Origin of the sequence: Thalassobacter sp. 16PALIMAR09 (assembly GCF_000765485.1) — a bacterium.
GTDB lineage: Bacteria > Pseudomonadota > Alphaproteobacteria > Rhodobacterales > Rhodobacteraceae > Thalassobacter > Thalassobacter stenotrophicus.
Genome location: NZ_JHAK01000002.1, coordinates 686,673 through 712,252, shown reverse-complemented (window position 1 = coordinate 712,252; position 25,580 = coordinate 686,673). Strand labels below are relative to the sequence as shown.

The window sequence follows — 25,580 nt, the reverse complement described above, 5'->3', positions numbered from 1 at the left end:
CTTACTTAGTCTTGAGGCCAGCAAGTGCCGCAGCAAATGGGTTATCCGGATCAACCGGCTTTTCCTTGCGCTTTGGCTTGGCAGAATGAGTGCGAGGTCCGTCATCACGCTTGAACTTGCCTTGAGGCTTGCCCTTACCTTTGCGCGGCGCCGCATCATCGCGACGACCTTTGCCTTGCTGCGGACGGCGCTTTGGCTCCCACGAGAACGTATAAAAGCTCTCCATCTCCGGGCCTTCGGGCGCTGTTGCAACGGCTTCGGCAGGTGCTTCCTCAGTAACACCTTCAGCAGGCGCGACATCCTCAACCGGCGCAGCGTCAACGGCGGCCTCTGATTTCGCGGCGACTTCAGCAGCGATTTCCTCAGCCGTCAGCTCTTTGGCTTTTGCCTTAACCTTTTCACGGGTTCCCGGCTCGGCTTTGTAACCCAAACCTTGCATCAGATCAGCAAACTGCTCCAGCGTCATGCCGGTAATCGACAGCATATCAGCGGTCGCTTCAAAGCCGCCGCGTGTGTCCATCGTCCGCAGCATGTCCGCCAAACGCTCCAGCATGTCGATACGGATCGCACGCTGCCCAGCAGAGACGTAGCCCGCGTTAGCATAGTACCCCTGCGGCATGTCCGTCAGGTTTGGCACAGTCACCAGACCGGGGGCCGGGGCTTCGGGGAATTCCTGCAAGTCATTCCAAAGCGACCACAGCACCAACCGCAAACGCGTCGGCGCGGGCTTTAGCAGCAGTTGCTGAAAAATAGTGAACTGACCGAAGCGGACACCATGCTTACGCAACAGGCCACGCGCATCTTGGTCCAACGCCTTCACATCGTTAGCGACGCTTGCGCGGGGCAGAACCCCCATGGCTTCGACCATTTGGAACGCAAAGCCCCGAGCAATCCCGGTGACATTATCGTCCTTGGACATCGCAAGTAGCGGCTCAAACGCGGCTGCAACTTTGCGATCGATAAAGTGCTGCAAACGACGCTGCACTTTTTGCGCAACCTCTGGACCGGCATCATCATCGACAAAAGCCTCGGCAGTGGGCTTCAGCGCCTCGGAGCCTTTGACCAGCTTACCAATCGCTTGGTCGCCCCACATCAGGCCACCTTGCTCGGTGAAATCCATCTCCGTGTCCGGCGCGTTATAGAAACGGTCCGCGCGCAAATGGAACTCGGGACGAAGCGCAGTGGTGGCAGCTTGACGGACGGTTTTCGCTTCGTCCGGCGTGGCGCTGGCCTCCTGACGGAAGCGGAATCCTTCGAGGCGGCCGAGCATTTCGCCGTCAACCATGACCTCGCCTTTATCGTTAATGTCGGCCACCAGGCCCTCCTTCATCTTCAACCGCCGAAGCAAGACACTTGTCCGCCGGTCAACAAATCGTTGCGTCAGGGCACCATGAAGCGCATCTGACAGTCGGTCTTCTACAGCACGGGTGGCGTCGCGCCAATGGCTCTCATCGGCCACCCAGCCCTTTCGCTGCGCCACATACGTCCATGTGCGTATAAACGCCAGACGTTTCGACAATGTGTCAATGTCGCCATCCGTCCGGTCGATGCGTTTGATCTGCCGTGCGAACCAATCCGTGGGCACACCCCCACCATCATGCAGGAACTCAAAAATGCGTGCCAAAAGGCCCGCGTGCTCAGATGACGAGATACCGCGGAAGTCGGGTATTTGGCACACATCCCACAAAAGCCGCACATCGCGCGCGTCGCGCAGGCGCACGCGAATGCCCTCCAGATCACAGATCGCCTTAAGCGCGCCGACATCATCCGCCTCACGCCCGCGAACCAGCATCGGATCATCTGATGGGGCCTCTAGCGAGGCGATCAACGCCTCAGGTGAGCCCATGTCGAGGCGACTGTTGCGCCATTGTAGCTTTTGGATTGGGCGAAAATTATGCGCTGTTATGGCCGCAACTGTTTCGTCATCAATCGCGCCCGCCTCACCGGTCACACCAAACGTGCCCGGCGTCATATAGCGCCCTGCTCGCCCCGCAATTTGGGCCAATTCATTGGGCGCAAGCGGGCGCATCCGTCGGCCGTCAAATTTGGTCGTGGATGAAAACGCGATGTGGCGAATATCGAGGTTGAGGCCCATGCCGATGGCGTCCGTCGCCACCAAGTAGTCGACCTCACCGTTTTGGTACATCGCAACCTGCGCATTTCGGGTGCGGGGGCTTAGCGCGCCCATGACCACAGCCGCCCCACCCTTTTGGCGACGCAACAATTCGGCGATTGCATAGACCTGATCCACCGAAAACCCAACGATTGCAGAGCGTGGCGGCATCCGGCTGATCTTTTTCGGACCAGTATACGTCAGGTCCGAGAACCGATCCCGCCGCGCATATTGCACCTCTGGTACAAGCTCCGATATCGGGCCGCGCATGGTATCCGCACCCATAAACAGCGTCTCATGGGTGCCCCGCATTTCCAGCAATCGCTGGGTGAACACATGCCCTCGGTCCGGATCGGCGCATAGCTGGATTTCGTCAATCGCGACAAAATCCGCGCCCACACCCTGCGGCATCGCCTCTACTGTGCACACCCAGTATTTCACCCGCGGCGGTACAATCCGCTCCTCACCGGTGACAAGCGCAACCACGCCTGGTCCGCGCAGATCCACGATCCGATCATACACCTCGCGCGCAAGCAGGCGCAGCGGTAACCCGATGATCCCGGAGTTATAGCTCAGCATCCGCTCAATCGCGTAATACGTTTTTCCGGTGTTCGTCGGCCCTAAAACAGCCGTCACCCCAGCACGATCCATTGTTTGGCTTTCTTAAAGAGCGACGCCTTGGGTCTGAGCGCGCAAACGCTCCACCGCGGCTCTGACGTCTTCCATGTGTGGGTGAATTTTGAGGGCTTCCTCAAAAGCTTGCAAAGCAGCCTTGGGCTGATCAATGCGTTCGTAAATGACCCCAAGCCCCGACAGCGCGCCAAAATGATGGGGGTTCAGAGCAAGCGCGCGTTCCAAATCTGCCGCCGCCAAGCCGAACCGTTCCGTCAGAAAAAACGCAGTGCCCCGAGCGTTCCAGCCTTCGGCAAAATCGGGTGCGTGATCGGTGAGCGCCGTCAGATGTTCAATGGCCGCGCCGTAATCTTCAGCGTCCAACGCGTCCCGCCCACGAGACAACAAATAATCCAAGGCCGCAGACCCAGAGTGTGACCACCGCTCAAGGATTTCGCCGGTCAACCGGGCGGCCTCCTCGACAGGTGCCTCACGCAAGGTTTCGAGCAGCTCGCGTGCATCGCCATCAGGCCCTTGTGCATGGGCCGCGCCCACAAACGTGACGTAACCAGCACACAGAATTGCCAATAGGCGGTTGAGAGTTCGTACGGGGTGTTCCATCTTATTTGTAAGGATAGACCACGCCGCCGGAAATGCGAGCAAAAGCGCGCAGGCAAAAGCGTCATTTGGACAAAAAAGTGAGAATAGACATGAGCGACATCGTGAACTCGGCCGTAGACGTTCTGGCAGGCAAGATCGAAAGCTTCGATGGGTCTGCCAAATTTGTGATTGAGAACGAAGGCGCCATCATGGTGGACGCAGATGGCGTGCGCGCAGGTGACGACGACGCAGAATGCACCCTAACGGCCGATGAAGACACGTTTCGCGGCATTATCTCAGGTGAGATCAACCCAACCGCCGCGTTTATGGGCGGCAAGCTGACCGTGGACGGCGATATGGCAACGGCCATGAAGCTGGGCGCGGCTCTTAGCTGATCCCCCAAGCGCGCAGATGTTCGAACCAGCGCCCTATCACAGTGACATCAGCCGCGGTCCCAAAGGGGGCCGCGCGGTCTGGGCGCACACTTCGGACGACGTGAGGATCAGAGTGGGGCTTTGGCCCATCACAGGTGCGCGCGGCACGGTCCTGATTTTCCCGGGGCGCACAGAATACATTGAGAAATACTCGGACGCCGCGCGAGAGTTCGCGGTGCGAGGGCTGGCTAGTCTAGCGATTGATTGGCGGGGGCAGGGCCTTGCGGATCGGGCAACGCCGGACACCAAACTGGGCCATGTCACCAACTTTGACGAATACCAACGCGACGTCGATGCAGCCGTAGCCGTTGCGCGCGACGCAGGCCTACCTGAGCCATATTACCTGTTCGCGCATTCAATGGGTGGTTGTATCGGTTTGCGGTCGTTGATGCGCGGCCTTCCCGTCAAAGCCGTTGCGTTTTCTGCACCAATGTGGGGGCTAGAGCTTAAGTATCGCACAAGGGTTGCTGCTTGGATTGGCTCCGCCATCGCAGTGAACACGGGGCTGTCCCGGCGTTATGCCCCAGGCACTGATGCAGCGGCCGAGCCCACGTCGATGCCATTTGAAGCCAACCCCCTAACCCGGGACCAAGACATGTTCGCGTGGATGCAGTCGCAAACTGCCGCCTACCCTGAGTTACTCGTTGGCGGGCCTTCACTAGGTTGGCTCAATGCAGCCTTGCGCGAGATGCACGCACTTGCACGCGAAGCCGCCCCTGATCTGCCCTGCGCCTGTTGGCTAGGAACGGCTGAGCGTATCGTTGAGGCCGATGCGATCGAGATCCGCATGAACGCGTGGCGAGGCAGCACCTTGCACATCGTTCAGGACGCAGAACATGAGGTCGCGATGGAAGGCCCGAGCGTGCGAGGCGCGCTGTTCGACGGCTGCGCCGAGCTATTCGTCTAGAGCGACAATCTTGCCCGCATCCAACCGCACCTGACGATCCATCCGCGCCGCCAGCTCAAGGTTGTGGGTCGCAATCACGGCGGAGAGCCCGGTTTCCCGAACCAGCCCCATCAACGCCGCGAAAACCGTATCGGACGTACCGGGATCAAGGTTTCCCGTCGGCTCATCCGCCAGCAACAAGCCCGGATTATTGGCCAAAGCCCGGCAAAAAGCGACGCGCTGCTGCTCGCCCCCTGACATTTCGGCCGGACGATGGCCCGCTCGCTTTGCGAGGGCGACTTTATCGAGCAGATTGTCGGCGCGTGCCGCTGCTTGCACGTTTGGCACCCCATTGGCCAGCTGAGGGAGCACGATGTTTTCGCGCGCGGTGAATTCAGGCAGCAGATGATGGAACTGATACACAAACCCGACGGACCGCCTGCGCATGCGTGTCCGCTCCGCATCCGAGGCGCGTTGAAGCGGTTGCCCAGCTATCTCGACCGTGCCGCTATCGGCCGTGTCCAACAGACCCGCAATGTGCAGTAGGGTCGATTTTCCAGCCCCAGATGGCGCGACCAAGGCCACGATCTCACCCCGGTCTACCGTCAAGTTTGCACCATCGAGCACCTTGATTTCAGTCGCTTGACCGGCGTTGTAGGATTTCTTGATATCACTCAAGCGCAGCATCGGATCACTCATAGCGCAAGGCCTCAACCGGGTTCATCCGCGCCGCGCGGCGGGCCGGGAAAATGGTGACGCCAAAACTGAGCGCCAGCGACAAGGCAACCGCGCTAAGGACATCGCCAAGCTCAAGCCGTGCCGGTAGAGCCGAGATATACCGAATGGACGGATCCCAAACGCCCCCCCCGGCCGCAGCGTTCACGAGGTTAAACACAGGGTCGATGTAGATGGCGAACAAACATCCCAGAACCACCCCAATGGCGGTTCCCACAACACCCACACTGGCCCCACAGATAAAGAAAATCCGCAGGATTGAACCTTCGGACAGCCCTACTGTGCGCAGGATACCGATGTCACGCCCTTTATTTTTCACCAGCATAATCAAGCCACTGGTGATGTTGAGCGCGGCAATCAAGACGAGGATCGAGAGGATCACAAACATAATGTTATCCTCCATCTGAAGCGCGCGCAGGAAAGCGCCTGAGCTGTCTTTCCACGTCCAAAGCAACAAATCCTCGCCCCCTGCGCTAAGCAATGGCAGGGTGAAGTCGTCTATCCGCTCGGGCTCAATCACCGCGACTTCGATGGCGTCAGCGACCTGTGCGCGGTTGAAATAGGCCTGCGCCTCAGCAAAGGGCATGTAGACACGCACCCGGTCAATATCCCATCGGCCCACCTGAAAAATATGAACGACTTCATAGGCCTTCACACGTGGGCTGGTCCCAAAGGCCGTCTGCACACCGTTGGGCGAAATCAGCCGAATGCGGTCTCCAACGCCCACGCCCAACTGCCGTGCAACACCAGATCCGATAGCCAGACCTTCGTCAAAACGATCCCGGTCTCCAAGACTTACCTCGGGCTCAGCGAGGCGCGGGATGGTCGCCAAGTCGCTCGCGGTGATGCCAATAACTTCAACCCCGGCGTTGCGCCCGGAACCCGCCGCCATCACTTGGCCCTTGATCACAGGAGTTGCGCGGATAACGCCGGGAACCGCGGCAAGCTGTGCGGCGATGGCCTCATAGTCCGCTAGGGTCCGCGTTAGTTGTCCGTTTGGCAGGACTTGGCCAACCGATGTCACCTCAACATGGGCGTTAGCCCCGACGATTGTGTCCACGAACTCGAAGCGAAACCCAGCACGCACGGCGAGAGTTGCGATAAGTGCAAACACCGCCAGCGCGATGCCGATCAATGAAATCAGCGTCATAACACTGATCCCACCCTCGGACCTACGTGCACGCAGATAGCGCCAAGCGATCATCCATTCAAAACCCGCAAAAGGCGCGGTTCGCCCTGATGGGGCGTATGCGTTGTTGCTGTAGTCGTTTTGAGAGTTGGGGGACATTGCCGCTAAATCCTGCTCGGGCGTTGCGCGCAACCTGTGCTGCTGCGCCCAAGAGGTCAAGCCTGAGTAAACGATGGCTCATGCCCCATCGGCAAAAGCGCGTTCATACATGCCTCAGTGCGCCACCATATCATCCGCCTCGAAGGCGTCTTTGAACAGAGTATGTCGGGCGCGACCGGCGTTCTTGCTTTGATAGAGGGCCGTGTCTGCATCCGAGAGCATCCGATCAGGATCTGGCTCCGAATAGAGCGACGAAATCGTCGTCCCGATACTTGCGGAAATACGACATTGCTGAGAGCCGAACGGGATAGGCTCCTCCAATCGGGCAATGATACGGGCCGCAATCGTGTCAAGAAGGGTCACATCGGTACAATCGGGAAAGATCAGGACGAATTCATCGCCGCCAACCCGCGCGACCAAATCATTTGCGCGAGTTTCTTCGCGCAAGATCGAAGCCACCTTTAGCAAGACATGATCGCCAGCCGCATGCCCGTGCGTATCATTGACTTGCTTAAAAAAATCCAAGTCCAGATGCATCAAGCCAAACTCTGTCCGACGGCGGCTTTGGGTCATATCGCATAACCGCTGATCCATTGCGCGACGGTTGTGTAACCCTGTCAGAGCATCCGTTTCAGCCTGCATCTGCGCCGCCTCACGCGCTTCGTCTAGACGGGCGTTTAACTTTTTGGATTCACTAAGCGCTGCTGATTTTGCCTCAATCAAAAACAGCATTTCGACTGTTGGATCACAGTGCGAAAAATCACGACTGGTCAACGCATAGTCCGAGACAGCCTCCACCACAGAGTATCCAAGAGACAGGTTTAACAGCAATTGCCCGTCGTCCAATGGATGCAAAAGCCCCCGGAGCCGCGTGTGCGGGGCCGCGCGAAACTGTAATTTCAAAGGCTGGCCAATCACCTGCCGCAAATCTTCGAAGCCGCCATCACAAGCCGGGCGCACACAGGTTAACACATCAAACAGCCGCATCCCGATTAAATCATGCTCCGGCCGAAGCCGCGCCGCCGTAGGGCCCGCGTGTATAATGATGCCTAATTTGTCGATCAAAATATGCATCGGCATCAGGCCATTAAGCGCATCAAACCCCAATGAAACTGTACTTGTCATGCCAAACGCTCCGCCAATGAAAAACTGCGTCCGGCAGCGAATTCAGGCTCTGCAATAAACACCGAAAGTGTTTCCATGATCCTGCCGTCACTGTGCAAATGCGGCCCAGCATCCAAAACAACAAGCGCACCATAATCATCCGCCATCGCCCGCAGCACACCCGATACAAGCGAAATGGCCCCAACCACCTGCCATTGGGTGGTGATCACGTATTGACCTGCGCCTGTGTCTTTCAAACTGATCCTAGGCAAGGTCAGTTCAGGCACAGCCAAACAGGCGCGATCGTGCACTTCATCCAGTGAAAGTATAAAGTCCTCAAAGGTAGGTCCGCCGAAGCGCATTAACCGACGCACCGCTTCCAGATCAGGGTGGGTGACAAGGAACACGCCTATGTCTTCCATCAGAGATGCCCGCGTGCAGCCAACGTAGGTACACGCCGCATCTAGTACCTTATCGGTCATGCTATCGGGATAGGTGAGCATGCTTTCAAAGCCCTGCGGAGGGAGATTTGCCATGCGCGCAATCTCAGCCCACGCATCATTGCCGTGGTTCGATATCAGGAAACCCTGCACCGATTTGTTAATCAGGCCATGCACGTATCTGTCCTCAAGCTGTGGCAGCATAAAAACACGTCCAGTTTAACAAATCGCAAAGGCTCTGCGCTAATAAAAAGCATTAGCGGCTCAGACCTAAATTCATAAAAAAGGCCGCTGCGCATCACACGCAGCGGCCTCTCTTGTCAGCTTTAAATCCTTAAAAGTCCGTCGGCACGCCACCTTCGGCTTTACGCCGCGCCACGAAATCCACCAGCTCGGACCGGATAGCGATGTCCATCGGCGGGGCCTCAAATCCATCGATGATATCGCGTGATATTTTATGCGCCCGCTCTGCGGTCCACACACCACCGGCCAGATCCCAAGCCTCGTAGTTACGCCAGTCGCTCGCAAAGGGTTGATAAAACGCCGTTTGATACCGTTCTTGCGTGTGCTGACAACCGAAGAAGTGCCCATCGGGGCCAACTTCCGCTATGGCCTCAACCGCGATATCGTCAGGTGTTGTCGAGGTGAGCGCCGGGTCAAAATACCGCTGGATGTGCTGAATTACCTCACAATCCATCACGAATTTTTCGGGGCTGGCGATCAGACCGCCCTCAAGCCAACCCGCCGCATGATAGACCATATTTGAGCCCGACTGAACCGCAGCCCAAAGGCTGTTGGACGTCTCCCACATGGCTTGCCCGTCTGGAACGTTGGCCGCGCACACACCCGAAGACCGGATCGGCAGCCCATAAAACCGCCCCATCTGCCCCGTCATCTGCGTCGCCCGCATGTATTCTGGCGTGCCAAAGGCAGGTGCGCCGGATTTCATGTCAACGTTCGAGGTAAACGTCCCGATGGCCACCGGGCAACCAGGGTTAATGTATTGCAGCAGCGCAATTGCCGCGAGGCCTTCGGCAAGGCTCAGCGCGACGGCCCCCGACATGGTCACTGGCGCCATGGCACCCGCTAGCGTGAAGGGCGTTACCACAACACCCTGATTGCGCCGGGCATGGATCATTGCGCCCTCGAGCATCGGAAAATCATGCTTGAGCGGGCTGACAGAGTTGATGTTGGTGTACATGTGCGGCTTGGCGTCGAACTCTTCGCGCGTCAGGCCCCCGGCAATCCGGCACATTTCCATCACGTCTTCAACGCGTTCACGACCCAACGAGTAAGCATGCGGAACTTTGTCCGTCAGCGTGAGCTTGTGGAACAAGCAATCAAGGTGACGTTCGCGTGCGTGCACATCAATCGGCTCAACCGGATAGCCGCCCGCGAAGTGGATGCAGTTAAAATACTGCGTGAGCTTGATAAAATCGACATATGTTGCCATATCGCCCGACCGTTTACCGCGCTTTAGATCCCAAGAATTCGGCGGCGACGACACGTTGCCAAAGGCCATGTGGCGGCCACCGATGACAATCTTTTTGTCGGGATTTCGGGGCGTCACGGTCCATTGCGATGGGGCGCGACCAATCATTTCCATCAGGAAATCTTCGTCCATAAAGACGGTATGACCCTCAACCTTACACCCAGCTTCCTTGAGAATTGCGCAAGCCTCGGGATTTAGAAACCCGATACCAATCTCTTTGAGGATCCGAACAACCCCCTTGTGGATTGCCTGAACACCGTCTTCATTGAGCGGTTCGACAAAGGGATCGGGGTTAAAGGGCTGCTTGAACGGCATCTGTTCGATCACCGCCCCCCCTGCACGATCGGCGTGCCCGCGGCGGCCTCCGGCTCGGCGGCGTTTGGGGGCTTCTGAAACGGTGTCGGTCGTCATTGTGGCTCTCCTTGATGCGCAAACCAGTGTTAACGCGTCAAGCTCGCCGCTTTATGTGTCAAAGGCGACGTTTGCTGTCGTTTTCTTTGGACGACCGCCAATCATTCAGCCAGTCCGGAATCTCCGCCACAGACGGCAGCACCGCATGCGCGAGCGGCGCCAAGGTCGGTGTCCGCGCGATACCCGTCAACACAGCAAGGCACGTCATGCCCGCAGCAGCACCCGCCTCTAGGTCGTGGGTGCTGTCGCCCACCATGATGCACCGATCAGCCGCGACGCCCAGCCGGTTTGCCGCCCCCAAGCATGACCCTGGATCAGGTTTTGGAGTGTACCCACTGTCGTAGCCGACCACAGTTTCGAAATACTTAAGGATGCCGGTCGCCTGCAGATGTGACAACGCCGCGGCCTCGGAATCGTTTGTCACAACACCCAGCTTAGCACCCGCGTGCACAAGCGCCTCAAGCGCGGGCAACAGCCCTTTCACAGGTGCCATCTGCGCGCTGGCCACGGCCGCATCTGTCACGCGCCGCACATGCGCAAGCGGCAGGTCTCCGGACGTGGCCAGCATATCGAACAGCTCTGCTGCGGTACCTGCGATGATGATCGAATCGTCCCGGAATGTCTGCGTCGCAAGGTCGAAGCCACCCGCCTGCGCCATCGCGTGCAAGCGCGCGGTGTCACCGTCGGCCAAACGACGCAAAATCTCTGCTGATGTCGTCGCCCAAGACGCTGTAAAATCGAACAAAGTGCCGTCTTTGTCGAACAGGACAGCATGTCCGCGCAGATCAAGTTTTGATGTTATGTCCAATGTGGAAGATCCCCTCCCGGCAAAGCGGCACGGGCGCGCAAAAGCGTTTCATATGGCAGCGAAGCAGCCTCACAAAAGCCCGTTACCCAAGCATCATCCATCAGGAGAAAATCAAGCACCGCTGCCAAAAATTCGGGCGACGTTGCTTGGGCTTTGATGTCATCCAGTCCGGCCCCAGTGGCCCCTTGAAATATCTCAAGAAGCCCGTCCTGACCCGCGATCCAGCCCAGAGCCCGTGCCGCAATCGTTTCTGCCGCCTCAATTTGCATTTTTTACCCTTTGGAAAGGAAATATTAAGCATTTTATCCCTAACTGTTCAGTTACAGATGCGTAAAGGCGTAAGGCGAAGAAATGACCGGCAAGATCCTAATTGTTGACGACGTTGCGACCAATCGGATCGTGCTCAAGGTAAAGCTGTCAGCAGCGCAGTACCAAACAATCATGGCAGAGGATGGCAACCAAGCGCTGGCTCTTGCGCGGCGCATGCAACCTGACCTCATTTTGATGGATGTCCTTATGCCCGGCCGCTCCGGGCTCGATGTCTGCGCCAAGCTCAAGGCTGACCCGGTCACATCAGGCATCAAAATCATCCTGATAACTGCACTAGACGACAACGATTCCCGGATGGCGGGCCTTGAGGCAGGCGCCGACGATTTCCTATCTCGCCCCGTGGATGAGATTGCACTGCTGGCCCGTGTCCGCAGCCTTTTGCGCGCCCGGGATCAAGAACGCGAACTGCACTTACGTGAGGCGACTTTTGCAGAATTGGGCTTTCCCGAAGAGAGCACGTCCTCAAAGAAAGCCGCATGCGTCATGTTGGTGGCCAATACCCTCGCGGCCAGCAAAGCATGGAAAGAACGGCTCGACGACCGAATGCTCAAGGACATCACTTATGGAACCGGCGACGATGCATTAAGGTTAACTTCCGATGATAACGTGCCTGATGTGTTTGTCATTTCCGTCGACCAGCAGGAACGCAACGGCGGGCTGCGCCTGATGTCTGACCTCCGGTCGCGCGCCACCACACGCCACAGCGCAATCATTATCGTTTTGCCCCACGGCGACAGTGAACGTGCCGCAACGGCCCTAGATCTTGGGGCGAATGACATCAGTTATGAGCCGTTTCTTGCACCCGAACTGGCCGTCCGCATCCGCACCCAGTTGGAACGAAAAACACGCGCCGATCGGCTGCGCGCCACGCTCGATGACGGGCTACGCCTTGCAGTCACGGACAGCCTAACCGGGCTCTACAATCGTCGCTACGGCATGCGCCATCTGGAGCGTGTCGCCCGCCAATGCAAAGAAACCGGAACCGATGCCGCCGCAATCATGATTGATGTGGATCACTTCAAAACCGTGAACGACGCCTTCGGCCACCTGGTTGGCGATCAAATCCTCAAGGAGGTCGCCGCAACCCTCCGCGCCAGTCTACGCGGAGAAGACCTTGTCACCCGGATTGGTGGCGAAGAGTTCCTAGCCATTCTGCCAGAAGCCAGTGTTGAGCAGGCCCGCATCATCGCCGAGCGGTTGCGCAGCGGGATTGAGACATTGCAGCTTCCCAATGGCCACGGCGGACACGTCAGCGTGACGCTCAGCCTTGGGGTAACCATGCTGTCAGGCGCCAACCACAACATTGACGAAATCCTCAAGTCTGTTGACCGCGCGCTTTATACGGCCAAAGCCACAGGTCGAAACAGTGTGATTGTTTCGGCTTAACGTTTATTCGCGACGCCCCGCCCGCCGCTTGGAAAACGCCTCTAACCGATCCGCATAAGCCTGACGTTCCGCAAGGGGTTTGGATGACATATGATCCAACAGGGCCGAATGTGCAGCATCCATCAAATCCCCCCCCAACCGACGCTGGGCCTCAAGCGCCATAGCAAAACCCACCGCATCAAATGGCTCTTGTCTCAGCGCCACAACCATAGCCGCCCGCGCGGCGCGCATCTCACTCCGGCTCTCGCGCAGATGGGCGTGTTCGGCCCTGAGCGCCTGCCGCAACACGCGCTGATCAGCCTCCGGCAAGGCGCGCAACAATGGGGTCGACACCACACCACGATCCGCCCCCCCCGGCCCGCCATGCGGTCCTCCAAAGGCAAATGCCCCGACAGCCGCCCCTAAAACAACCAAATTGAAGCCAAGAGAAACGCTAAGCGCGACCTTCATCCAAGTCGGGGAACGAGCGCCAGATGTGTCAGTTTCCATAGGTCATATCTCCTCAAAGAAGGCTTCATAATCGGGGAAGTCCCCATCCAATGAGGCGGAGGTCAAGCCGACCCCACTCCAAACAGCATCGAGTGCCGGGGGCGATGAAACCCCCAACCACAGCCCCGCCACGGTCGCTGTCGCAAGCCCCGCCGCGACAGGCCATCCGCCCAACTCGCCCCAAGCCCGTTGAAGGCGCGCAAAAAGGCCATTGGCCTGACGCTCACGCGCGAACCCCGCTTGGACCTGAGAGGCTTGCATCAAAATGCGCGCCTCTAAATCGGCAGACAACGGCCTAACATCTTGTTGAGCGGCATTGAAAGCATCCCCAAGGATGTCCTCCTCATGCCCAGCGCCGCGCGGTTTCATCGGGTCTCTAGCCATCACTCAGCTCCTCTCGTCGTGGGGCCAACGCCTGCGTCAAGGCGCGCTTTCCGCGTCCAAGCAAACTCTCGGCGGCCTCCACCGATATCTCCATCACCGTCGCAATATCAGGGTTGGACCAGCCTTCGATGTGCCGCAGCACGACCGCCTGACGTTGCCGGTCTGGCAATGTCGCGAGGGCCGCATCAAGGGCCACAAGCCGTTCAGACGCCTCCAATTTCGCCAAAGCTCCGGGTGCCGGGTCAGCAGGGGACGCGACGGCATCGATGTTAAGCGTCCGCGCACGGCGCAAGCGATCGATGCACAAATTACCCGCAACCTTCAACAACCACGTACCCGGCCGCGCGCTTCCATGTGCGTCCCACTTCGGCGCTTGCCGCCAAAGCCTCAACATCGCTTCTTGCGTCACATCCTCAGCCTCCGCCCGATCCCCATTCAGCATGCGGGTCGCAAATGCCACACACCTAGGGGCCAAACGCTGCGTCAGCAACGCAGCCGCTTGCCCATCCCCACGGGCAAACCGCAGCAAAAGCGCATCATCGCTGAAAGCCTCTGGGTCGGGCACGGCCGCTCCTGAAGAATGGTGTTGAGGCACCCTAGCGAGGCGCGCGGGCCAAAACCAGCCAGCGCGCCGCTTTGCCTAGGTATCGGCTCAGTTATCCGCACGCGATCCATGTTTGCCGCGCTGTTCGAGCATGGTATCAAACTCAGCAGGTGAGAGCCCGCCGGAGCCATCACTGTCAATTCGCGCGAACCGCTTGGCATGCCGCCGCTCGGCACGGGCATCACGGCCGGCTTGCAGCTCATCCTCACTCACAGCGCCATCACTATCGGTATCAAGTCGCTCAATCATCCGCTCTGCGCGGTTAGCGGCGCGCGCATTGCTGGCCGCCACAATCTCTGCCGCCGTCAGCTTGCCATCACCATCGGCATCCATACGCGCAAATCGCGCGGCACCTTGGGCGACCATTTCCTCAGGAGTGATTTCGCCGCTCCCGTCCGCATCCAGTTCCGCGAAACTGGGACGCTCCATCATGCCGCCATGGGGTCCGCGCGCCTGCGCATCCGTGGTAACAACGGATGCCAGCATCAAACCGCCAGTCAAAGCCAATGCGCAGTAACCCAAGAGTGTCGAGCATTTATTCGTGTTTTGCATGGTATGTCCTTCAGGGTTCAGATCATTTTGATGCCCCTTCCACGCATCACCTCCCCAATTCCGTCGCACTCTTTTCAATTTTTTTGCGACACCCCGCCGCACGGCGCAGGTGTCGCGTATTGGCCGGGGTTTGTTTGCGCTAAACGTTGCGCAAGCGAATAGGATATAACCATGACACAATCCGAAGTGGGGCCAACTTTGACCCCCGAACTTGATGCCCCCTTGCGTCCCGTCAAACGATCCATGCTGCGTGGCTGGCGTAAACGCTGCCCGCAATGCGGCGCGGGCGAGCTGATGGAAGGCTATCTCAAGGTCCGCAGCACCTGCACATCTTGTTCCGAAGAACTACACCACCACCGCGCCGACGATGGCCCCCCCTACCTGACGATCCTGATCGTCGCTCACATCATCGGCCCCCTTATGCTCTGGTTTTTTGAGGCATACCGCCCGGAGCCGCTCGTATTTGTTTCGCTGTTCTGCGTGGGGGGCGTTTCAATGTGCCTCTACTTGCTGCCCCGGCTCAAAGGCGTCATTGTCGGCATCCAATGGGCCAACCGCATGCATGGATTTGGCCGCACACAAAGCTGAGGCCACCGATGAACGCCCCTATTCGCGACGCTGCAACCATCATCGTGGTCCGGGATCACGCCACAACCCCTCGCGTTTTGATGGGCCAGCGCGGGGCGAAAGCGGCCTTTATGCCCTCAAAATATGTGTTTCCGGGGGGCGCGGTTGATGCACAGGACGCCTCCGCGCCGCTTGCCACGCCCATCCTCGAAACGGACCAAGCAGCGCTCCGCGATGCAAGTACAACAGCGCCAAATGCGCTTGCGACCGCTGCGGTGCGCGAATTGCTGGAAGAAACCGGCCAGCGCCTCACGGCACCCTATACTGGTACTTGGGCCGGACTAACGGGCGAAGCTCCCCATGCGTCCGCCCTGCAATTCGTGTTTCGCGCGATCACGCCGCCCGGTCGCCCCCGCCGGTTTGATGCACGGTTCTTCATGGTAAACGCCGATGATCTGACCGGGGATCTCGATGACTTTTCCAACGCTGAGGATGAATTAAGCCACCTGCACTGGGTCCCCCTGTCGGAGGCGCGCGCCCTAGACGTGCCCTTTATCACGGAAGTCGTTTTGGCCGAAATCGCCGCCCGCGTCAGAACGCCCGGCCCCAGAAATGTGCCGTTCTTCGACAATTCCGGCGCAACGTCCGTGTTCCGCTACCTTGGGCTTACTGCCGCCTAGTCCAGACCGGCAAAGACGTCCGTTGGCCCAACCGAAACGGTCTTGAGGATGCCGTAAACCGCATCACCGGGTGCGAGGCTCATCTCATCCAGAGACCGTTGCGTGATCCGCGCAAGCAGCCTGTCCGTCCCGCTTTGCAACACGACCAGCGCGCCTGGACCATCGCCGCGGTGCAGGCTCACCACCTTCGCGGGTAGGATATTCAACGCGGACAGCCCTTGTGGTTTCTGCGTCCCAACGATCACGTCTTGCGCCATAACCCGCAGCCGGATCTTTGTGCCCACGGCCCCGGCTGTTCCCGGCACCCACACAAGGCCACCAGACACCTCTAACTCCGTCAAGCCATCGACATGGCGCGCGACGTGCCCTTCAAGCATCGCGCCTGCCATGCGCGGCCCCAAAACAGGCACGGCGTCCGGGTCGCTCAGCACATCTTTCACAGAACCAGAGCGTGCGACCTTGCCGTTTTGTAGCAAGACAAGGGTTGAGCCAAGGCGCGCGACCTCATCCAGCGCATGCGTGATATACAGCATTGGCACGTTCGCATGGTCGCGCAAGCGTTCAAGGTATGGCAGAATGTCGGCCTTTCGCCGCCCATCCAACGCCGCCAACGGCTCATCCAAAATAAGCAGCGATGGTGCGCTCAGCAGGGCACGGCCAAGTGCGACACGCGCAGCTTCTCCACCCGATAGCCCCGCAGGTCGCCGGGTCAAAAGCGGCGCGATATCCAGCAAATCCGCGATCCGCGCTAGATCAGTATCATGCCCCGCCCCATACAAAAGATTGCCCCGTACGGACAAATGCGGAAACAAACGCGACTCCTGAAACACATAGCCAATCCGACGCGTATGAGGTTTCAACCAGAGCCGCTGGGAGGTGTCTGCCAACATCCGCTCACCCAGCTGCACATAGGCTTGATCAGTCTGCAACAACCCACCAACAGCCTTCGCAATCGTCGACTTCCCCGCGCCCGACGGCCCAAACAGCATGGTAATCCCGTCGCCTGCGGTAATGTCGACGTCCAGCGCGAAATCTCCGAACCGATGCGAGAGCTCAATCCTCAGCATCACGCCCGCCCCGCGATACGTGCGGCCACGCGGCGCGACAGCAACTCTGCCAACAAAAGCGCGCCCAATGCGACGCCAACGGCCAAGGCGACAAGCCCCCAAACCGTGGCCTCCCCCCCGGGCACCTGCAAAAAGCTATAGATGGCGGAGGGCACAGTTTGCGTTTCACCGGGGATGTTTGAAACAAAGGTGATGGTCGCGCCGAACTCTCCCATCGCCTTGGCAAATCCGATGACGGCACCGGCCAAAACCCCCGGCGCGATCAAGGGCAAGGTGACCGTTGCGAACACACGGGCCGGGCTTGCACCCAGCGTAGCAGCGGCTTCCTCTAGGCCCGGTTCTACCGCCTCAAGCGCGAGCCAAATCGCCCGAACCGTCAGCGGAAAGCTCATGACAGCAGCCGCCAAAACCGCACCCGTCCAACGGAACGCGAGCACCAATCCGAACGTCTCCTCAAGAAATACGCCTATCGGTGCCGTGCGCCCAAAAGCGATCAGCAATAGGTATCCCGTCACGACCGGCGGCAGCACCAAGGGCAAATGGACCAATCCGTTCAAGATGCCCCGGCCCCAAAAGCGCCCCCGCGCCAGTAGAACCGCAATCCCAAGCGCCACAGGCAGTGACAATAGCGTCGAAAGGCCAGCGACCCGAAGCGACAACCACAACGCGTCCCAACCTTCTGGGGGGAGGTTGATCATTTCGGCGGCTCCTGAAGGCCTGCGGCTCGGAATACGCTTTGCCCCACAGGCGACTGTAAAAAAGCCAAAAATTCCTGTGCCATTGGTCCCGCGGATGCCGTGACTGCTGCTGGATAAACGATGGGTGCGTGCACATCACTTGGGATATCAGACACAATGGCCACGCGGGGTTCCGCCAGCGCGTCTGAGGCATAGACAATGCCCAGAGGTGCCTCGCCTCGTGCCACAAAGGCCATGGCGTTGCGCACATTATCCGCCTGCGCGATCCGCGCGGCCACACCATCCCAAAGCCCGAGGGCAACCAATGCCTCTTGCCCATAAATGCCTGCGGGTACGGCCCGTAAATCACCCATGGCGAGGCGGCCATCGCGGCCCAAGCGCGCTGCAATGGCCTGAGGTGTCAGCGCCAACTCAGCGTCCCCAACCCGCCCAATCACGGTGAGCGTGTTGCCCGCAAGGATCACCGGATCGCTCCCCAGAACGCCTTGCGCATCCAGCCATCTCATCCAATCCGCATGCGCGAGCACCACAACATCCGCCGGTGCGCCCGCCGCCACCTGGCGCGCAACCGCGCCAGAACCCGCGTAAGAGAGCGATACCCTACCCCCGGTCCATTCTGCCGCCGCCGCGTCGAGAGCGGTTTTCAGGCTTGCCGCCGCAAAGACACGCACCGGCTCGGCCGATGCCGTGCCTGCCCAAAGCAAAGAAAGAAAAAGGAGAACCCAACGCATGACGCGACCTTGCCCAACCCGCCACCGGCCCGCAAGGTGCGACGAACCGCTTGAATCAAAATGGAATGGGCGCGCCATCATAAAATTCGAACGTGCCGGTCGTATCCATCGACAAATCCTCAAAGCGCTTCCACAGGCCTAGGGCCGCCGTATCCGCATCAATATCAGCCGCACTGCCGCCCATGTCGGTGCGTACCCAGCCGGGATGATAGATGCCCACGGCAATCCCCTCTGGGCCCAGATCAACCGCAAGATTCCGGCCCAAACTGATCTCTGCGGCTTTGCTCGCGCGGTAGATATATCCACCCCCCGATGCCCGCTCACTCGACCCCATCTGCGAGGAAATAATCGCAATCTTGCCGCCCGCCGCACGGATATTCGGCAAAAGGGCTTGTGCCACAAGGAACGTGCCGGTGACGTTTACCGCAAAGGTCTCGGCCCAAAGCTCTGGCGCGAAGCCGCCATCAATGGATTGTCCCTTATCCAAGTAAACACCCGCGTTCAGCACCAGTAAATCCAACGGTTGCCCTGCCAAATCCGCGGCAAGCGCGCGCACAGATTGCGGGTTCGATTGGTCCAGCGTCAGCCAATTGCCGCCTTGTCCCGAGGGCGTGCGCGCCGTGGCCAATACATCGTGCCCCGCCGCAATCCCTGCCTCACGCAGGGCAGCACCCACGCCGCGATTGGCACCAGTGATCAAAGTACGCATCAGTTTGTCTTTCGCGGGGGGCCAAAGGGAATAGGCGCAATAGGCACGCCCTCTTCAACGAGGGCCTTGGCTTCTTTCAAATTGGCTTGGCCCCAAATCGGCCGCTCAGGTGCGTCGCCCACATGGATAGCCCGTGCCTCTGTGGCAAATGTCTCACCTACGTAGTCGGCGTTTTTCTCCAACTCTGCCCGCATCGCACGCAATGCTTGCTCGGCCGGTGTCGAGGGCGCGGACAAGGGTGCCGCGTCTTCTTTGACGGTGACGCGCGGCGCCATAATCGCTTTGCTCACGTCCGTGCTGCCGCAAACCGCGCAAGACACCATGCCCTTTTCAGACAGGCTGTCATAGGCCCCAGCCGACTGGAACCAACTGTCGAAGCCATGGCCATCGGCACATTTCAAAGCGTATCGGATCATAGAACCCCACTGTGCACATCAGACATTGATAACTCATGAATTGACACTGGATAACAAAGGCAGACGCGCTGCGTCGATTACGCGGGCGGTCGGAAGGCCTTGAGAATACCACGTAATTCCGGCTCCGCAACCAACCCCGCCGCCTTAGATGGCTTCATCCATCGCAACTTGCGCAGGCCAGCCTCAGGGTAAGTTTTCTTGAGCTTTTTGACCCGCACCGGGAACACGGCCACAACCACGGGCACCGACTTGCCACCCAGATCCTTGTGATAGGTGTAGATGCCCGCGCATTGGTCTGAGGTTTTGCCAACGACACCCGCCTCTTCCCACGCCTCAGTGGCCGCGGCCTCCGCGGCGGTGGCGCCATTCATGGGCCAGCCCTTGGGGATGACCCACCGCTTGGAGGTACGCGAGGTGATCATCAACACCTCCAGCTTGCCCATATGCTCACGCCAGCACAGCGCACCAAATTGCGTCCGCAATTCGCGCTTCTTGAGGCCCGACATATCGACGGGTTTTAGGACAATGTGTTTGGCATCTGTCATAATATTTGGGACATAGCATAACTTGGGGGAGTATCAAACCTACACCTAGATGTAGTGCCCCTCATGGCTTGACACAACGACCAAGCTTTCTACCTCAAATTCAAAGGAGAAGCGGTACATGGTTCGTTTGCGTCATTTCATCTACGCCCTGCTGAGCGCGGTTTTATGCGGCCCCGCCGCCGCCTTCACGTTTACCGGGATTGAGGGCGACACTATCGATCTGGACGCCTTTCGCGGACAGCCCGTCTTGGTCGTCAACACCGCCTCGCGCTGCGGCTTCACCCCTCAACTTGAGGCGCTACAAACCCTGCACGAAGAGCTCGGTCCCAAGGGGTTGGTCGTGCTCGCAGTCCCCTCCAACGATTTCAACCAAGAACTCGCAACAGCCAGCCAAGTGCAGGAATTCTGCGAAGTCCAATATGGCCTAACCCTGCCCATGACGGACATTACGCGCATTCGCGGCCCACAGGCACATCCCTTCTATCGCTGGCTCGCAGACCAAGGCGCGGTTCCAAAGTGGAATTTCAACAAGGCCCTGATCGGCCCAGATGGTGACCTGATCAGCTTTCATCCCTCGCGCGTGCGCCCTGACAGCCAGAAGCTGTTGCGCGAAATCAAGGCCCTGATGCCAGAGTGACCCCACCCCTTTTCCTCGGCTCCGAAATTTACCGCGGCTCCAGCTACGGCGGCTGGCATCCTTTGCGCATTCCGCGCGTCTCCACCGCGATGGACCTCAGCCGCGCGATGGGCTGGCTCCCGCGGGAGGTATATCTCACCTCCCCCCGCGCCAAGGCCAAGGCACTGGAAATCTGGCACACACCCGAATACCTCGCCGCCCTCCAACAGGCCGAAACCACAGGCATCGCAACGGATGAGATGAAGGCACGCCACGGGCTCGGCACGCACGCCAACCCCATCTACCCCGAGGTTTGGCGCCGTCCCGCCACCGCGGCCGGCGCCTCGCTTCTGGCAGGTGAGCTGCTCAAAGACGGAGGTACGATCTACCACCCCGGCGGCGGTACTCATCACGGCATGCCCGATCGGGCCAACGGCTTTTGCTACCTCAATGATCCGGTCCTCGCGATCTTGTCGCTCCGCCGCAATGGAGCCCAACGCATCGCCTACCTCGACATCGATGCTCACCACATGGACGGCGTTGAACACGCCTTCGCCGACGACCCTGATATGCTTCTCATCTCAACCCACGAAGAAAAACGCTGGCCCTTCACCGGCGCGCTGGACGATGCGGGCATCGGCCAAACCTACAACCTCCCCCTTGCCCGCAATCTAAACGACAGCGAGATGGCCCATATCCTCGACCATCTTATCCTCCCACTGATCGATCAAATGGCCCCAGACGCCCTCGTCCTACAATGCGGTGCAGACGCCGTAGAAGAGGACCCCCTTTCCCGCTTAACCCTATCAAACAACGCCCACTGGGCCATCATCCACGCCCTAAAGGATGCCGCCCCCCGCGTGCTGGTCCTAGGCGGCGGCGGCTACAACCCGTGGTCCGTGGGTCGGCTTTGGACAGGCGTTTGGGCCACACTCAGCGGCCATGATATCCCAGACCGCCTCCCCCCAAACGCCCAAGACGTCCTACGCGCCCTCACATGGGACAACCATTCCCGCGGAAAATCGCCACCTGAGCACTGGTTCACCACATTGCGCGACGCACCGCGTCCGGGCCCAATCCGCCCAGAAGCCCAAGACCGCGTAGCCCACCTCGCGGCGCGCCCCCGCTTCTTTGGTTCTTAAATATCCAAAGCCCTAACGCCCCCGAATGCGCGGATCCAAAGCATCGCGCAAACCGTCGCCAACGTAGTTTACCGACAACACCGTCAAAGATATCGCAAGGCCGGGCCAAAACACCCGCTCGGGGTATTGCGTTAGGTAATCCACGCCGTCGAACAACAACCGCCCCCACGTCGGAAAATCCGGCGGAAACCCTAGCCCCAAAAACGACAATGCACTTTCGGTGATAATGGCATTTGCAATGCCCAGCGTAGCCGAAACCATGATCGGTGACATCACGTTAGGCAAAATATGGCGTGTGATCATCCGACGCGGCGGCGTCCCGATGGAGCGCGCCGCCAGTACGAACTCTCGCTCCTTCAATGCCAACACATCACCGCGCACAATGCGGGCCGTTTGCATCCATGACGTGATACCAATCGCACTGACCATCAACACAAATATCCCGCCTTCTGGGCCAAAGGCTGCGCTTAGCGGCTCTCGGAACAACAAGACCGTCACCAACAACAGCGGCATCAGCGGCAGCGCGAGGAACAGGTCCGTCAGCCGCATCAACACCCCATCGAGCCGCTTGAAGTAGCCCGCAATCACACCGACGAACGTCCCAATAATTACCGATAGGGCCATCGCCGTTAGCCCCACGCCCATTGACACGCGCCCCCCCGCAATCATCCGCGCAAAAATATCGCGCCCCAACTGGTCGGTCCCAAACGGATGCGCCCAACTCATTCCCTGATTGCGGGAACGGATGTTGGTCTTGGTCGGATCAATGTCCCACAGGAGCGGCCCAAACAGCACCAAAAACACGATCAACAAAAAGAAAAACGCCCCCACTAACGCGCCCTTATGGACCTTAAACTGGTCCCACACATCCCACCAATGATTGCGAGGCGGGCGCGCAGGCACACCCGGGATCGAGGGCTCATTCATAGCGGATCCTCGGATCAAGGATCCCGTACAAAACGTCTGCAAGCAGGTTAAACAGCACAATCAGGACTGCAAAAATGAAGGTCAGCGTTTGCACCATCGGCAGGTCGTTGGCCTGAATGGCAGTGATCAACAACTGCCCAATGCCGTTCACCTTAAACACCTGCTCTGTGATGATCGCACCGCCAAAAATAGCAGGAATGCCCAGCGCAATTACCGTCACGACAGGGATCATCGAATTGCGCAGCACGTGGACCATTACCACCGTCCGCTCTCCCATCCCCTTGGCGCGTGCGGTGCGCACATAGTCCTGCTCCAGATTGTCCAGCATAGACGCCCGCATGAACCTCGAAATCTGGGAGGTAATCTGTAGCGCGAGCACCATCACCGGCATGATCATCTGCTTCAATTGCACCACGAAGCTATCCCAATCGACAACCTTGTGCGTGGTGTCATAAATCGACGGAAACCACCCAAGGTTCACCGCGAAGACCACAATCACCAACACCCCCGAAAAGAACGGCGGCACAGAATAGCCGACCATCGTGATGAACGTCCCCGCTTGGTCAAAGAACGAATACTGGCGATATGCAGAATAGATCCCGACCGGGATCGCGATCGCAATTGCCACCACATAGGCCGTCCCCACCACCCACAGCGTTTGGGGAATACGCTCTGCTACAATGTCGATAACGGGGCTGCGACTTTGCCACGAGATCACGCGCAACTTGCCCTCGGCAAAGGTGGTGCCAAACATCTGATCAAACAGGTTCAGCGGCTCAATCCAGAAAAACTGTACAATCCATTTAAAGAACCGGATGTGCATCGGCTCCCCAAGGCCCAGCGCAAGCCGCATCTGTTGCTTTACGTCATCAGGCACCGTGAGCGGCACGTTCGACATCGGATCGCCCGGTGCCAGTTCTAGCAACAAAAAGATGATAAGCGCCGTGAACAAAAGCGTGGGCACAGCAAAGATCAATCGTCGGATGGTGAATGTCAGCATCTATACAGGCGTCTTTATTCAGGGTCGTTTGGGGCGGCGCAGAACGTATCCGCGCAACCCCTCTCAGGACTTATTCGCCGATGCGATACCAATCGGCGATGTTCCAAATTTCACTGTCCCATACGTTCAGCTTCACACCGCCCAGCGTGTTGGCGTGAGCGGACAAACGCCCCCGGTGCACCAGCGGGATCATCCCACCGTTGCCCACGTACATATCATTCAGCGCGCGGGCGATGGCGGCGCGCGCCTCGGCCCCTGCGGTGGTTTGTAGCTGGGCGTGCACGGCGTCATAGTCCGCCATGCAAAAGCGTGACATGTTCTCACCCTGCCATTGGGTTTCGGGCCGCGGAGCCTTGTCGCACAAACCATTGCCCAAATACGTCTGCGGATCGGTCCCGTTGAACGTGTTGGCGTACATATGAACGTCCGCATAGAACTTTTGCAGGGTATCAGGTGATCCCGCATCCCCCCCAAAGAACACCGAGCTAGATATGTTCCGCAACTCAACGCTCAGGCCGATTTCTTCCCACCACTCCTTGATCAGAGCCTGAAAATCCTGTCGCACCGCGTTGGTTGAGGTCTGGTACAAAATCTCCATCGGTCGGCCTGCGGGCGTTTCACGCACACCGTCGCCATCGGTGTCGACGTAGCCCGCCGCCTCCAGCATGGCTTTGGCACCCTCAAGGTCCTGTGTATCACACGTGAAGGTGGTGGAATTCACGGCCGCCGGTGCCGCGATCCAGTTGCACGTCACGCGCCCGGCTTGTCCGTAGCCAATTTCCACCAACAGCGGCCGGTCAATCGCCATCGACAGCGCAGTATAAACCGCAGGGTCCCGTAAGAACGGATGTGGCGTGTCAGCGGTGGATCGACGCTCACCCAACGCGGGATCAGGATCAGTTTGGTTCAGCATCAGACGCTCGACCAAGGGGCCAAAACCCGCGACCGGGGTGCCGAAGCCACCAGCCTGCATGCCTGCAATTACCTCAGGCGCAAGTTGCAGGTTCCAGCCGTAGTCGAACTCACCGGTTTCCATCACCGCGCGGCCAGCGGCGGCTGCGTCACCGCCCCCCTTAAAGGTCACTGTGGCAAAGGCGGGTTTGCCCGCCTCGCGGTAGTTTTCGTTCGCAGCCAGTGTGATCACGTCGTTGGTCCGGAATTCCGTCACGGTAAAAGGGCCGGTCCCGATGGGATTAAAATTCTGCTCCGTACAGGTAGAGGCCGCCGCCCCCATGCAATCAGCGAATTGAGCAGCCTGTAGGATTGGGCTTTCGACCCCAACAAACGGACCATAGGGAAAGGGCTTGGGCCCATCAAAGGTGACCACAACCGTCAGGTCATCCGGCGCCTCAACCGATTGCACGCCCTCAAACTTGGTTCCATGCGCGCAGCCGCCGTCGGGGTTCATGCAGTATTCAGCCGTGAACTTCACGTCCCGCGCCGTAAACGCAGTGCCATCAGACCACACAATGCCCGGTTGGATTTTCCATGTGATCGTCGTCAAATCTTCGGACACACCGCCGTTTTCAACCGTCGGGATATCAGCGGCCAGCCAAGGCACCATTGTGCCGGTCTCATTATAGCGGGCCAGCGGCTCTAGCATCAGCGAGGCGGCCTCTACGTCCTTGGTGCCCGCAGACAAAAAGGGGTTCAGGATTGAGGGGGCCTGCCAATAAATGAGCGACAGGTTCCCATCGCGGCCACGCTCCCCACTGTGGCCATCCGCCAGTGCCATCGGCACACATAGCAAAGTCGCGGCAGCGCTTTGCAAAGCTGTTCTCATCATAATCGGTCTCCCGTACTGGTTCACAATG

Annotated in this window: 29 protein-coding genes; 7 read left to right on the top strand and 22 right to left on the bottom strand. The window is 59.0% G+C overall.

The window, feature by feature from the left end; all coding sequences use genetic code 11:
- Position 1 precedes the first annotated feature (1 nt).
- Together PM04_RS07330 and PM04_RS07325 are read right to left on the bottom strand one after the other, a co-directional pair.
- Entirely contained in the window at positions 2–2,764 is a 2,763-nt protein-coding gene (locus PM04_RS07330) for a helicase-related protein (RefSeq protein ID WP_038005022.1), read from the bottom strand.
- Between the two features lie 12 nt (positions 2,765–2,776).
- Entirely contained in the window at positions 2,777–3,346 is a 570-nt protein-coding gene (locus PM04_RS07325) for a tetratricopeptide repeat protein (RefSeq protein ID WP_038005020.1), read from the bottom strand.
- Positions 3,347–3,435: 89 nt separating this feature from the next.
- On the opposite strand from PM04_RS07325, the gene PM04_RS07320 reads away from it, so the two are divergent.
- Together PM04_RS07320 and PM04_RS07315 are read left to right on the top strand one after the other, a co-directional pair.
- A complete protein-coding gene (locus tag PM04_RS07320) occupies positions 3,436–3,720 on the top strand; it encodes an SCP2 sterol-binding domain-containing protein (RefSeq protein WP_038005018.1) in 285 nt (94 codons plus the stop codon).
- A 112-nt stretch (positions 3,721–3,832) separates the two neighbouring features.
- Positions 3,833–4,666, top strand: coding sequence for an alpha/beta hydrolase (locus tag PM04_RS07315; protein ID WP_324618316.1), 834 nt, complete (start codon positions 3,833–3,835; stop codon positions 4,664–4,666).
- On the opposite strand, the gene PM04_RS07310 is transcribed toward PM04_RS07315, so the two are convergent.
- The 7 genes from PM04_RS07310 to PM04_RS07280 form a co-directional block, all read right to left on the bottom strand.
- Positions 4,655–5,344, bottom strand: coding sequence for an ABC transporter ATP-binding protein (locus PM04_RS07310; protein WP_038005014.1), 690 nt, complete (start codon positions 5,342–5,344; stop codon positions 4,655–4,657). The two genes, PM04_RS07315 and PM04_RS07310, sit on opposite strands and share 12 nt — an antisense overlap.
- Positions 5,337–6,584: a lipoprotein-releasing ABC transporter permease subunit gene (locus PM04_RS07305; protein ID WP_052068253.1), complete on the bottom strand. Its 1,248-nt coding sequence runs from the start codon at positions 6,582–6,584 to the stop codon at positions 5,337–5,339. The genes PM04_RS07310 and PM04_RS07305 overlap by 8 nt, the downstream gene beginning before the upstream one ends.
- 198 nt (positions 6,585–6,782) lie before the next feature.
- On the bottom strand, positions 6,783–7,793 hold the full coding sequence (locus PM04_RS07300; RefSeq protein ID WP_038005012.1) for a GGDEF domain-containing protein: 1,011 nt from the start codon (positions 7,791–7,793) through the stop codon (positions 6,783–6,785).
- The gene (locus PM04_RS07295) at positions 7,790–8,416 is read right to left on the bottom strand and encodes a heme NO-binding domain-containing protein (protein ID WP_052077291.1); all 627 of its coding nucleotides are present in this window, start codon (positions 8,414–8,416) and stop codon (positions 7,790–7,792) included. The genes PM04_RS07300 and PM04_RS07295 overlap by 4 nt, the downstream gene beginning before the upstream one ends.
- Positions 8,417–8,546: 130 nt before the next feature.
- Positions 8,547–10,115 (bottom strand): trimethylamine methyltransferase family protein, encoded by a 1,569-nt coding sequence (locus PM04_RS07290; RefSeq protein WP_038005010.1) that lies wholly within the window; start codon positions 10,113–10,115, stop codon positions 8,547–8,549.
- 58 nt (positions 10,116–10,173) lie between these two features.
- Complete coding sequence (locus PM04_RS07285) at positions 10,174–10,923, bottom strand: HAD family hydrolase (RefSeq protein WP_052068242.1); 750 nt, start codon at positions 10,921–10,923, stop codon at positions 10,174–10,176.
- A complete protein-coding gene (locus PM04_RS07280; RefSeq protein ID WP_038005008.1) occupies positions 10,914–11,192 on the bottom strand; it encodes a DUF3572 domain-containing protein in 279 nt (92 codons plus the stop codon). Before PM04_RS07280 ends, PM04_RS07285 begins: the two co-directional genes overlap by 10 nt.
- 82 nt (positions 11,193–11,274) lie before the next feature.
- Here PM04_RS07280 and PM04_RS07275 point away from each other — a divergent pair, with 82 nt between their 5' ends.
- Positions 11,275–12,639 (top strand): diguanylate cyclase, encoded by a 1,365-nt coding sequence (locus PM04_RS07275; protein WP_038005006.1) that lies wholly within the window; start codon positions 11,275–11,277, stop codon positions 12,637–12,639.
- Between the two features lie 3 nt (positions 12,640–12,642).
- On the opposite strand, the gene PM04_RS07270 is transcribed toward PM04_RS07275, so the two are convergent.
- From PM04_RS07270 to PM04_RS07255, 4 genes are all read right to left on the bottom strand, one after another.
- Entirely contained in the window at positions 12,643–13,128 is a 486-nt protein-coding gene (locus tag PM04_RS07270) for a periplasmic heavy metal sensor (protein ID WP_052068241.1), read from the bottom strand.
- A 3-nt stretch (positions 13,129–13,131) separates the two neighbouring features.
- Entirely contained in the window at positions 13,132–13,512 is a 381-nt protein-coding gene (locus PM04_RS07265) for a hypothetical protein (protein WP_152593966.1), read from the bottom strand.
- Positions 13,505–14,077, bottom strand: coding sequence for a sigma-70 family RNA polymerase sigma factor (locus PM04_RS07260; RefSeq protein WP_038005004.1), 573 nt, complete (start codon positions 14,075–14,077; stop codon positions 13,505–13,507). Before PM04_RS07260 ends, PM04_RS07265 begins: the two co-directional genes overlap by 8 nt.
- Before the next feature lie 87 nt (positions 14,078–14,164).
- Entirely contained in the window at positions 14,165–14,668 is a 504-nt protein-coding gene (locus tag PM04_RS07255; RefSeq protein ID WP_038005002.1) for an EF-hand domain-containing protein, read from the bottom strand.
- Positions 14,669–14,839: 171 nt separating this feature from the next.
- Between PM04_RS07255 and PM04_RS07250 the strand changes: the two genes are divergently transcribed.
- Both PM04_RS07250 and PM04_RS07245 read left to right on the top strand, forming a co-directional pair.
- A complete protein-coding gene (locus tag PM04_RS07250; RefSeq protein WP_038005000.1) occupies positions 14,840–15,256 on the top strand; it encodes a DUF983 domain-containing protein in 417 nt (138 codons plus the stop codon).
- Between the two features lie 8 nt (positions 15,257–15,264).
- Positions 15,265–15,915, top strand: a complete 651-nt coding sequence (locus PM04_RS07245; protein WP_038004998.1) for an NUDIX hydrolase — start codon at positions 15,265–15,267, stop codon at positions 15,913–15,915.
- Here the strand turns inward: PM04_RS07245 and modC are convergent.
- The 6 genes from modC to PM04_RS07215 form a co-directional block, all read right to left on the bottom strand.
- A complete protein-coding gene (modC, locus tag PM04_RS07240) occupies positions 15,912–16,982 on the bottom strand; it encodes a molybdenum ABC transporter ATP-binding protein (RefSeq protein WP_324618315.1) in 1,071 nt (356 codons plus the stop codon). The two genes, PM04_RS07245 and modC, sit on opposite strands and share 4 nt — an antisense overlap.
- Positions 16,982–17,680 carry a molybdate ABC transporter permease subunit gene (modB, locus tag PM04_RS07235; RefSeq protein WP_038004994.1) on the bottom strand — a complete coding sequence of 233 codons (699 nt, stop codon included), beginning with the start codon at positions 17,678–17,680 and terminating at the stop codon, positions 16,982–16,984. Before modB ends, modC begins: the two co-directional genes overlap by 1 nt.
- Positions 17,677–18,411 carry a molybdate ABC transporter substrate-binding protein gene (gene modA / locus PM04_RS07230; RefSeq protein WP_038005263.1) on the bottom strand — a complete coding sequence of 245 codons (735 nt, stop codon included), beginning with the start codon at positions 18,409–18,411 and terminating at the stop codon, positions 17,677–17,679. Before modA ends, modB begins: the two co-directional genes overlap by 4 nt.
- Positions 18,412–18,466: 55 nt before the next feature.
- Complete coding sequence (locus PM04_RS07225; protein WP_038004992.1) at positions 18,467–19,120, bottom strand: SDR family NAD(P)-dependent oxidoreductase; 654 nt, start codon at positions 19,118–19,120, stop codon at positions 18,467–18,469.
- On the bottom strand, positions 19,120–19,536 hold the full coding sequence (locus PM04_RS07220; protein ID WP_038004990.1) for a DUF1178 family protein: 417 nt from the start codon (positions 19,534–19,536) through the stop codon (positions 19,120–19,122). Before PM04_RS07220 ends, PM04_RS07225 begins: the two co-directional genes overlap by 1 nt.
- A 77-nt stretch (positions 19,537–19,613) precedes the next feature.
- Positions 19,614–20,081, bottom strand: a complete 468-nt coding sequence (locus tag PM04_RS07215; RefSeq protein WP_038004988.1) for an NUDIX hydrolase — start codon at positions 20,079–20,081, stop codon at positions 19,614–19,616.
- 118 nt (positions 20,082–20,199) lie between these two features.
- Here PM04_RS07215 and PM04_RS07210 point away from each other — a divergent pair, with 118 nt between their 5' ends.
- Together PM04_RS07210 and PM04_RS07205 are read left to right on the top strand one after the other, a co-directional pair.
- Complete coding sequence (locus tag PM04_RS07210; RefSeq protein WP_038004986.1) at positions 20,200–20,718, top strand: glutathione peroxidase; 519 nt, start codon at positions 20,200–20,202, stop codon at positions 20,716–20,718.
- Positions 20,715–21,839, top strand: coding sequence for an acetoin utilization protein AcuC (locus PM04_RS07205; protein ID WP_038004984.1), 1,125 nt, complete (start codon positions 20,715–20,717; stop codon positions 21,837–21,839). Before PM04_RS07210 ends, PM04_RS07205 begins: the two co-directional genes overlap by 4 nt.
- Positions 21,840–21,851: 12 nt before the next feature.
- Here the strand turns inward: PM04_RS07205 and PM04_RS07200 are convergent, their stop codons facing one another.
- From PM04_RS07200 to PM04_RS07190, 3 genes are all read right to left on the bottom strand, one after another.
- Positions 21,852–22,766 carry an ABC transporter permease gene (locus tag PM04_RS07200; RefSeq protein WP_038004982.1) on the bottom strand — a complete coding sequence of 305 codons (915 nt, stop codon included), beginning with the start codon at positions 22,764–22,766 and terminating at the stop codon, positions 21,852–21,854.
- The gene (locus PM04_RS07195) at positions 22,759–23,766 is read right to left on the bottom strand and encodes an ABC transporter permease (protein WP_038004979.1); all 1,008 of its coding nucleotides are present in this window, start codon (positions 23,764–23,766) and stop codon (positions 22,759–22,761) included. Before PM04_RS07195 ends, PM04_RS07200 begins: the two co-directional genes overlap by 8 nt.
- Before the next feature lie 70 nt (positions 23,767–23,836).
- On the bottom strand, positions 23,837–25,555 hold the full coding sequence (locus PM04_RS07190; RefSeq protein WP_038005261.1) for a peptide ABC transporter substrate-binding protein: 1,719 nt from the start codon (positions 25,553–25,555) through the stop codon (positions 23,837–23,839).
- Positions 25,556–25,580 lie beyond the last annotated feature (25 nt).

What these genes read in the sequence shown, in the direction of transcription:
- PM04_RS07195 (WP_038004979.1), bottom strand. Translation starts at nt 23,766, where the DNA reads ATGCTGACATTCACCATCCGACGATTGATCTTTGCTGTGCCCACGCTT.
- PM04_RS07225 (WP_038004992.1), bottom strand. Translation starts at nt 19,120, where the DNA reads ATGCGTACTTTGATCACTGGTGCCAATCGCGGCGTGGGTGCTGCCCTG.
- PM04_RS07310 (WP_038005014.1), bottom strand. Translation starts at nt 5,344, where the DNA reads ATGAGTGATCCGATGCTGCGCTTGAGTGATATCAAGAAATCCTACAAC.
- PM04_RS07255 (WP_038005002.1), bottom strand. Translation starts at nt 14,668, where the DNA reads ATGCAAAACACGAATAAATGCTCGACACTCTTGGGTTACTGCGCATTG.
- PM04_RS07210 (WP_038004986.1), top strand. Translation starts at nt 20,200, where the DNA reads ATGGTTCGTTTGCGTCATTTCATCTACGCCCTGCTGAGCGCGGTTTTA.
- PM04_RS07290 (WP_038005010.1), bottom strand. Translation starts at nt 10,115, where the DNA reads ATGACGACCGACACCGTTTCAGAAGCCCCCAAACGCCGCCGAGCCGGA.
- PM04_RS07270 (WP_052068241.1), bottom strand. Translation starts at nt 13,128, where the DNA reads ATGGAAACTGACACATCTGGCGCTCGTTCCCCGACTTGGATGAAGGTC.
- PM04_RS07250 (WP_038005000.1), top strand. Translation starts at nt 14,840, where the DNA reads ATGACACAATCCGAAGTGGGGCCAACTTTGACCCCCGAACTTGATGCC.
- PM04_RS07265 (WP_152593966.1), bottom strand. Translation starts at nt 13,512, where the DNA reads ATGGCTAGAGACCCGATGAAACCGCGCGGCGCTGGGCATGAGGAGGAC.
- PM04_RS07220 (WP_038004990.1), bottom strand. Translation starts at nt 19,536, where the DNA reads ATGATCCGATACGCTTTGAAATGTGCCGATGGCCATGGCTTCGACAGT.
- modC (WP_324618315.1), bottom strand. Translation starts at nt 16,982, where the DNA reads ATGCTGAGGATTGAGCTCTCGCATCGGTTCGGAGATTTCGCGCTGGAC.
- PM04_RS07275 (WP_038005006.1), top strand. Translation starts at nt 11,275, where the DNA reads ATGACCGGCAAGATCCTAATTGTTGACGACGTTGCGACCAATCGGATC.
- PM04_RS07245 (WP_038004998.1), top strand. Translation starts at nt 15,265, where the DNA reads ATGAACGCCCCTATTCGCGACGCTGCAACCATCATCGTGGTCCGGGAT.
- PM04_RS07215 (WP_038004988.1), bottom strand. Translation starts at nt 20,081, where the DNA reads ATGACAGATGCCAAACACATTGTCCTAAAACCCGTCGATATGTCGGGC.
- PM04_RS07200 (WP_038004982.1), bottom strand. Translation starts at nt 22,766, where the DNA reads ATGAATGAGCCCTCGATCCCGGGTGTGCCTGCGCGCCCGCCTCGCAAT.
- PM04_RS07330 (WP_038005022.1), bottom strand. Translation starts at nt 2,764, where the DNA reads ATGGATCGTGCTGGGGTGACGGCTGTTTTAGGGCCGACGAACACCGGA.
- PM04_RS07305 (WP_052068253.1), bottom strand. Translation starts at nt 6,584, where the DNA reads ATGATCGCTTGGCGCTATCTGCGTGCACGTAGGTCCGAGGGTGGGATC.
- PM04_RS07280 (WP_038005008.1), bottom strand. Translation starts at nt 11,192, where the DNA reads ATGCAAATTGAGGCGGCAGAAACGATTGCGGCACGGGCTCTGGGCTGG.
- modA (WP_038005263.1), bottom strand. Translation starts at nt 18,411, where the DNA reads ATGCGTTGGGTTCTCCTTTTTCTTTCTTTGCTTTGGGCAGGCACGGCA.
- modB (WP_038004994.1), bottom strand. Translation starts at nt 17,680, where the DNA reads ATGATCAACCTCCCCCCAGAAGGTTGGGACGCGTTGTGGTTGTCGCTT.
- PM04_RS07300 (WP_038005012.1), bottom strand. Translation starts at nt 7,793, where the DNA reads ATGACAAGTACAGTTTCATTGGGGTTTGATGCGCTTAATGGCCTGATG.
- PM04_RS07295 (WP_052077291.1), bottom strand. Translation starts at nt 8,416, where the DNA reads ATGCTGCCACAGCTTGAGGACAGATACGTGCATGGCCTGATTAACAAA.
- PM04_RS07320 (WP_038005018.1), top strand. Translation starts at nt 3,436, where the DNA reads ATGAGCGACATCGTGAACTCGGCCGTAGACGTTCTGGCAGGCAAGATC.
- PM04_RS07325 (WP_038005020.1), bottom strand. Translation starts at nt 3,346, where the DNA reads ATGGAACACCCCGTACGAACTCTCAACCGCCTATTGGCAATTCTGTGT.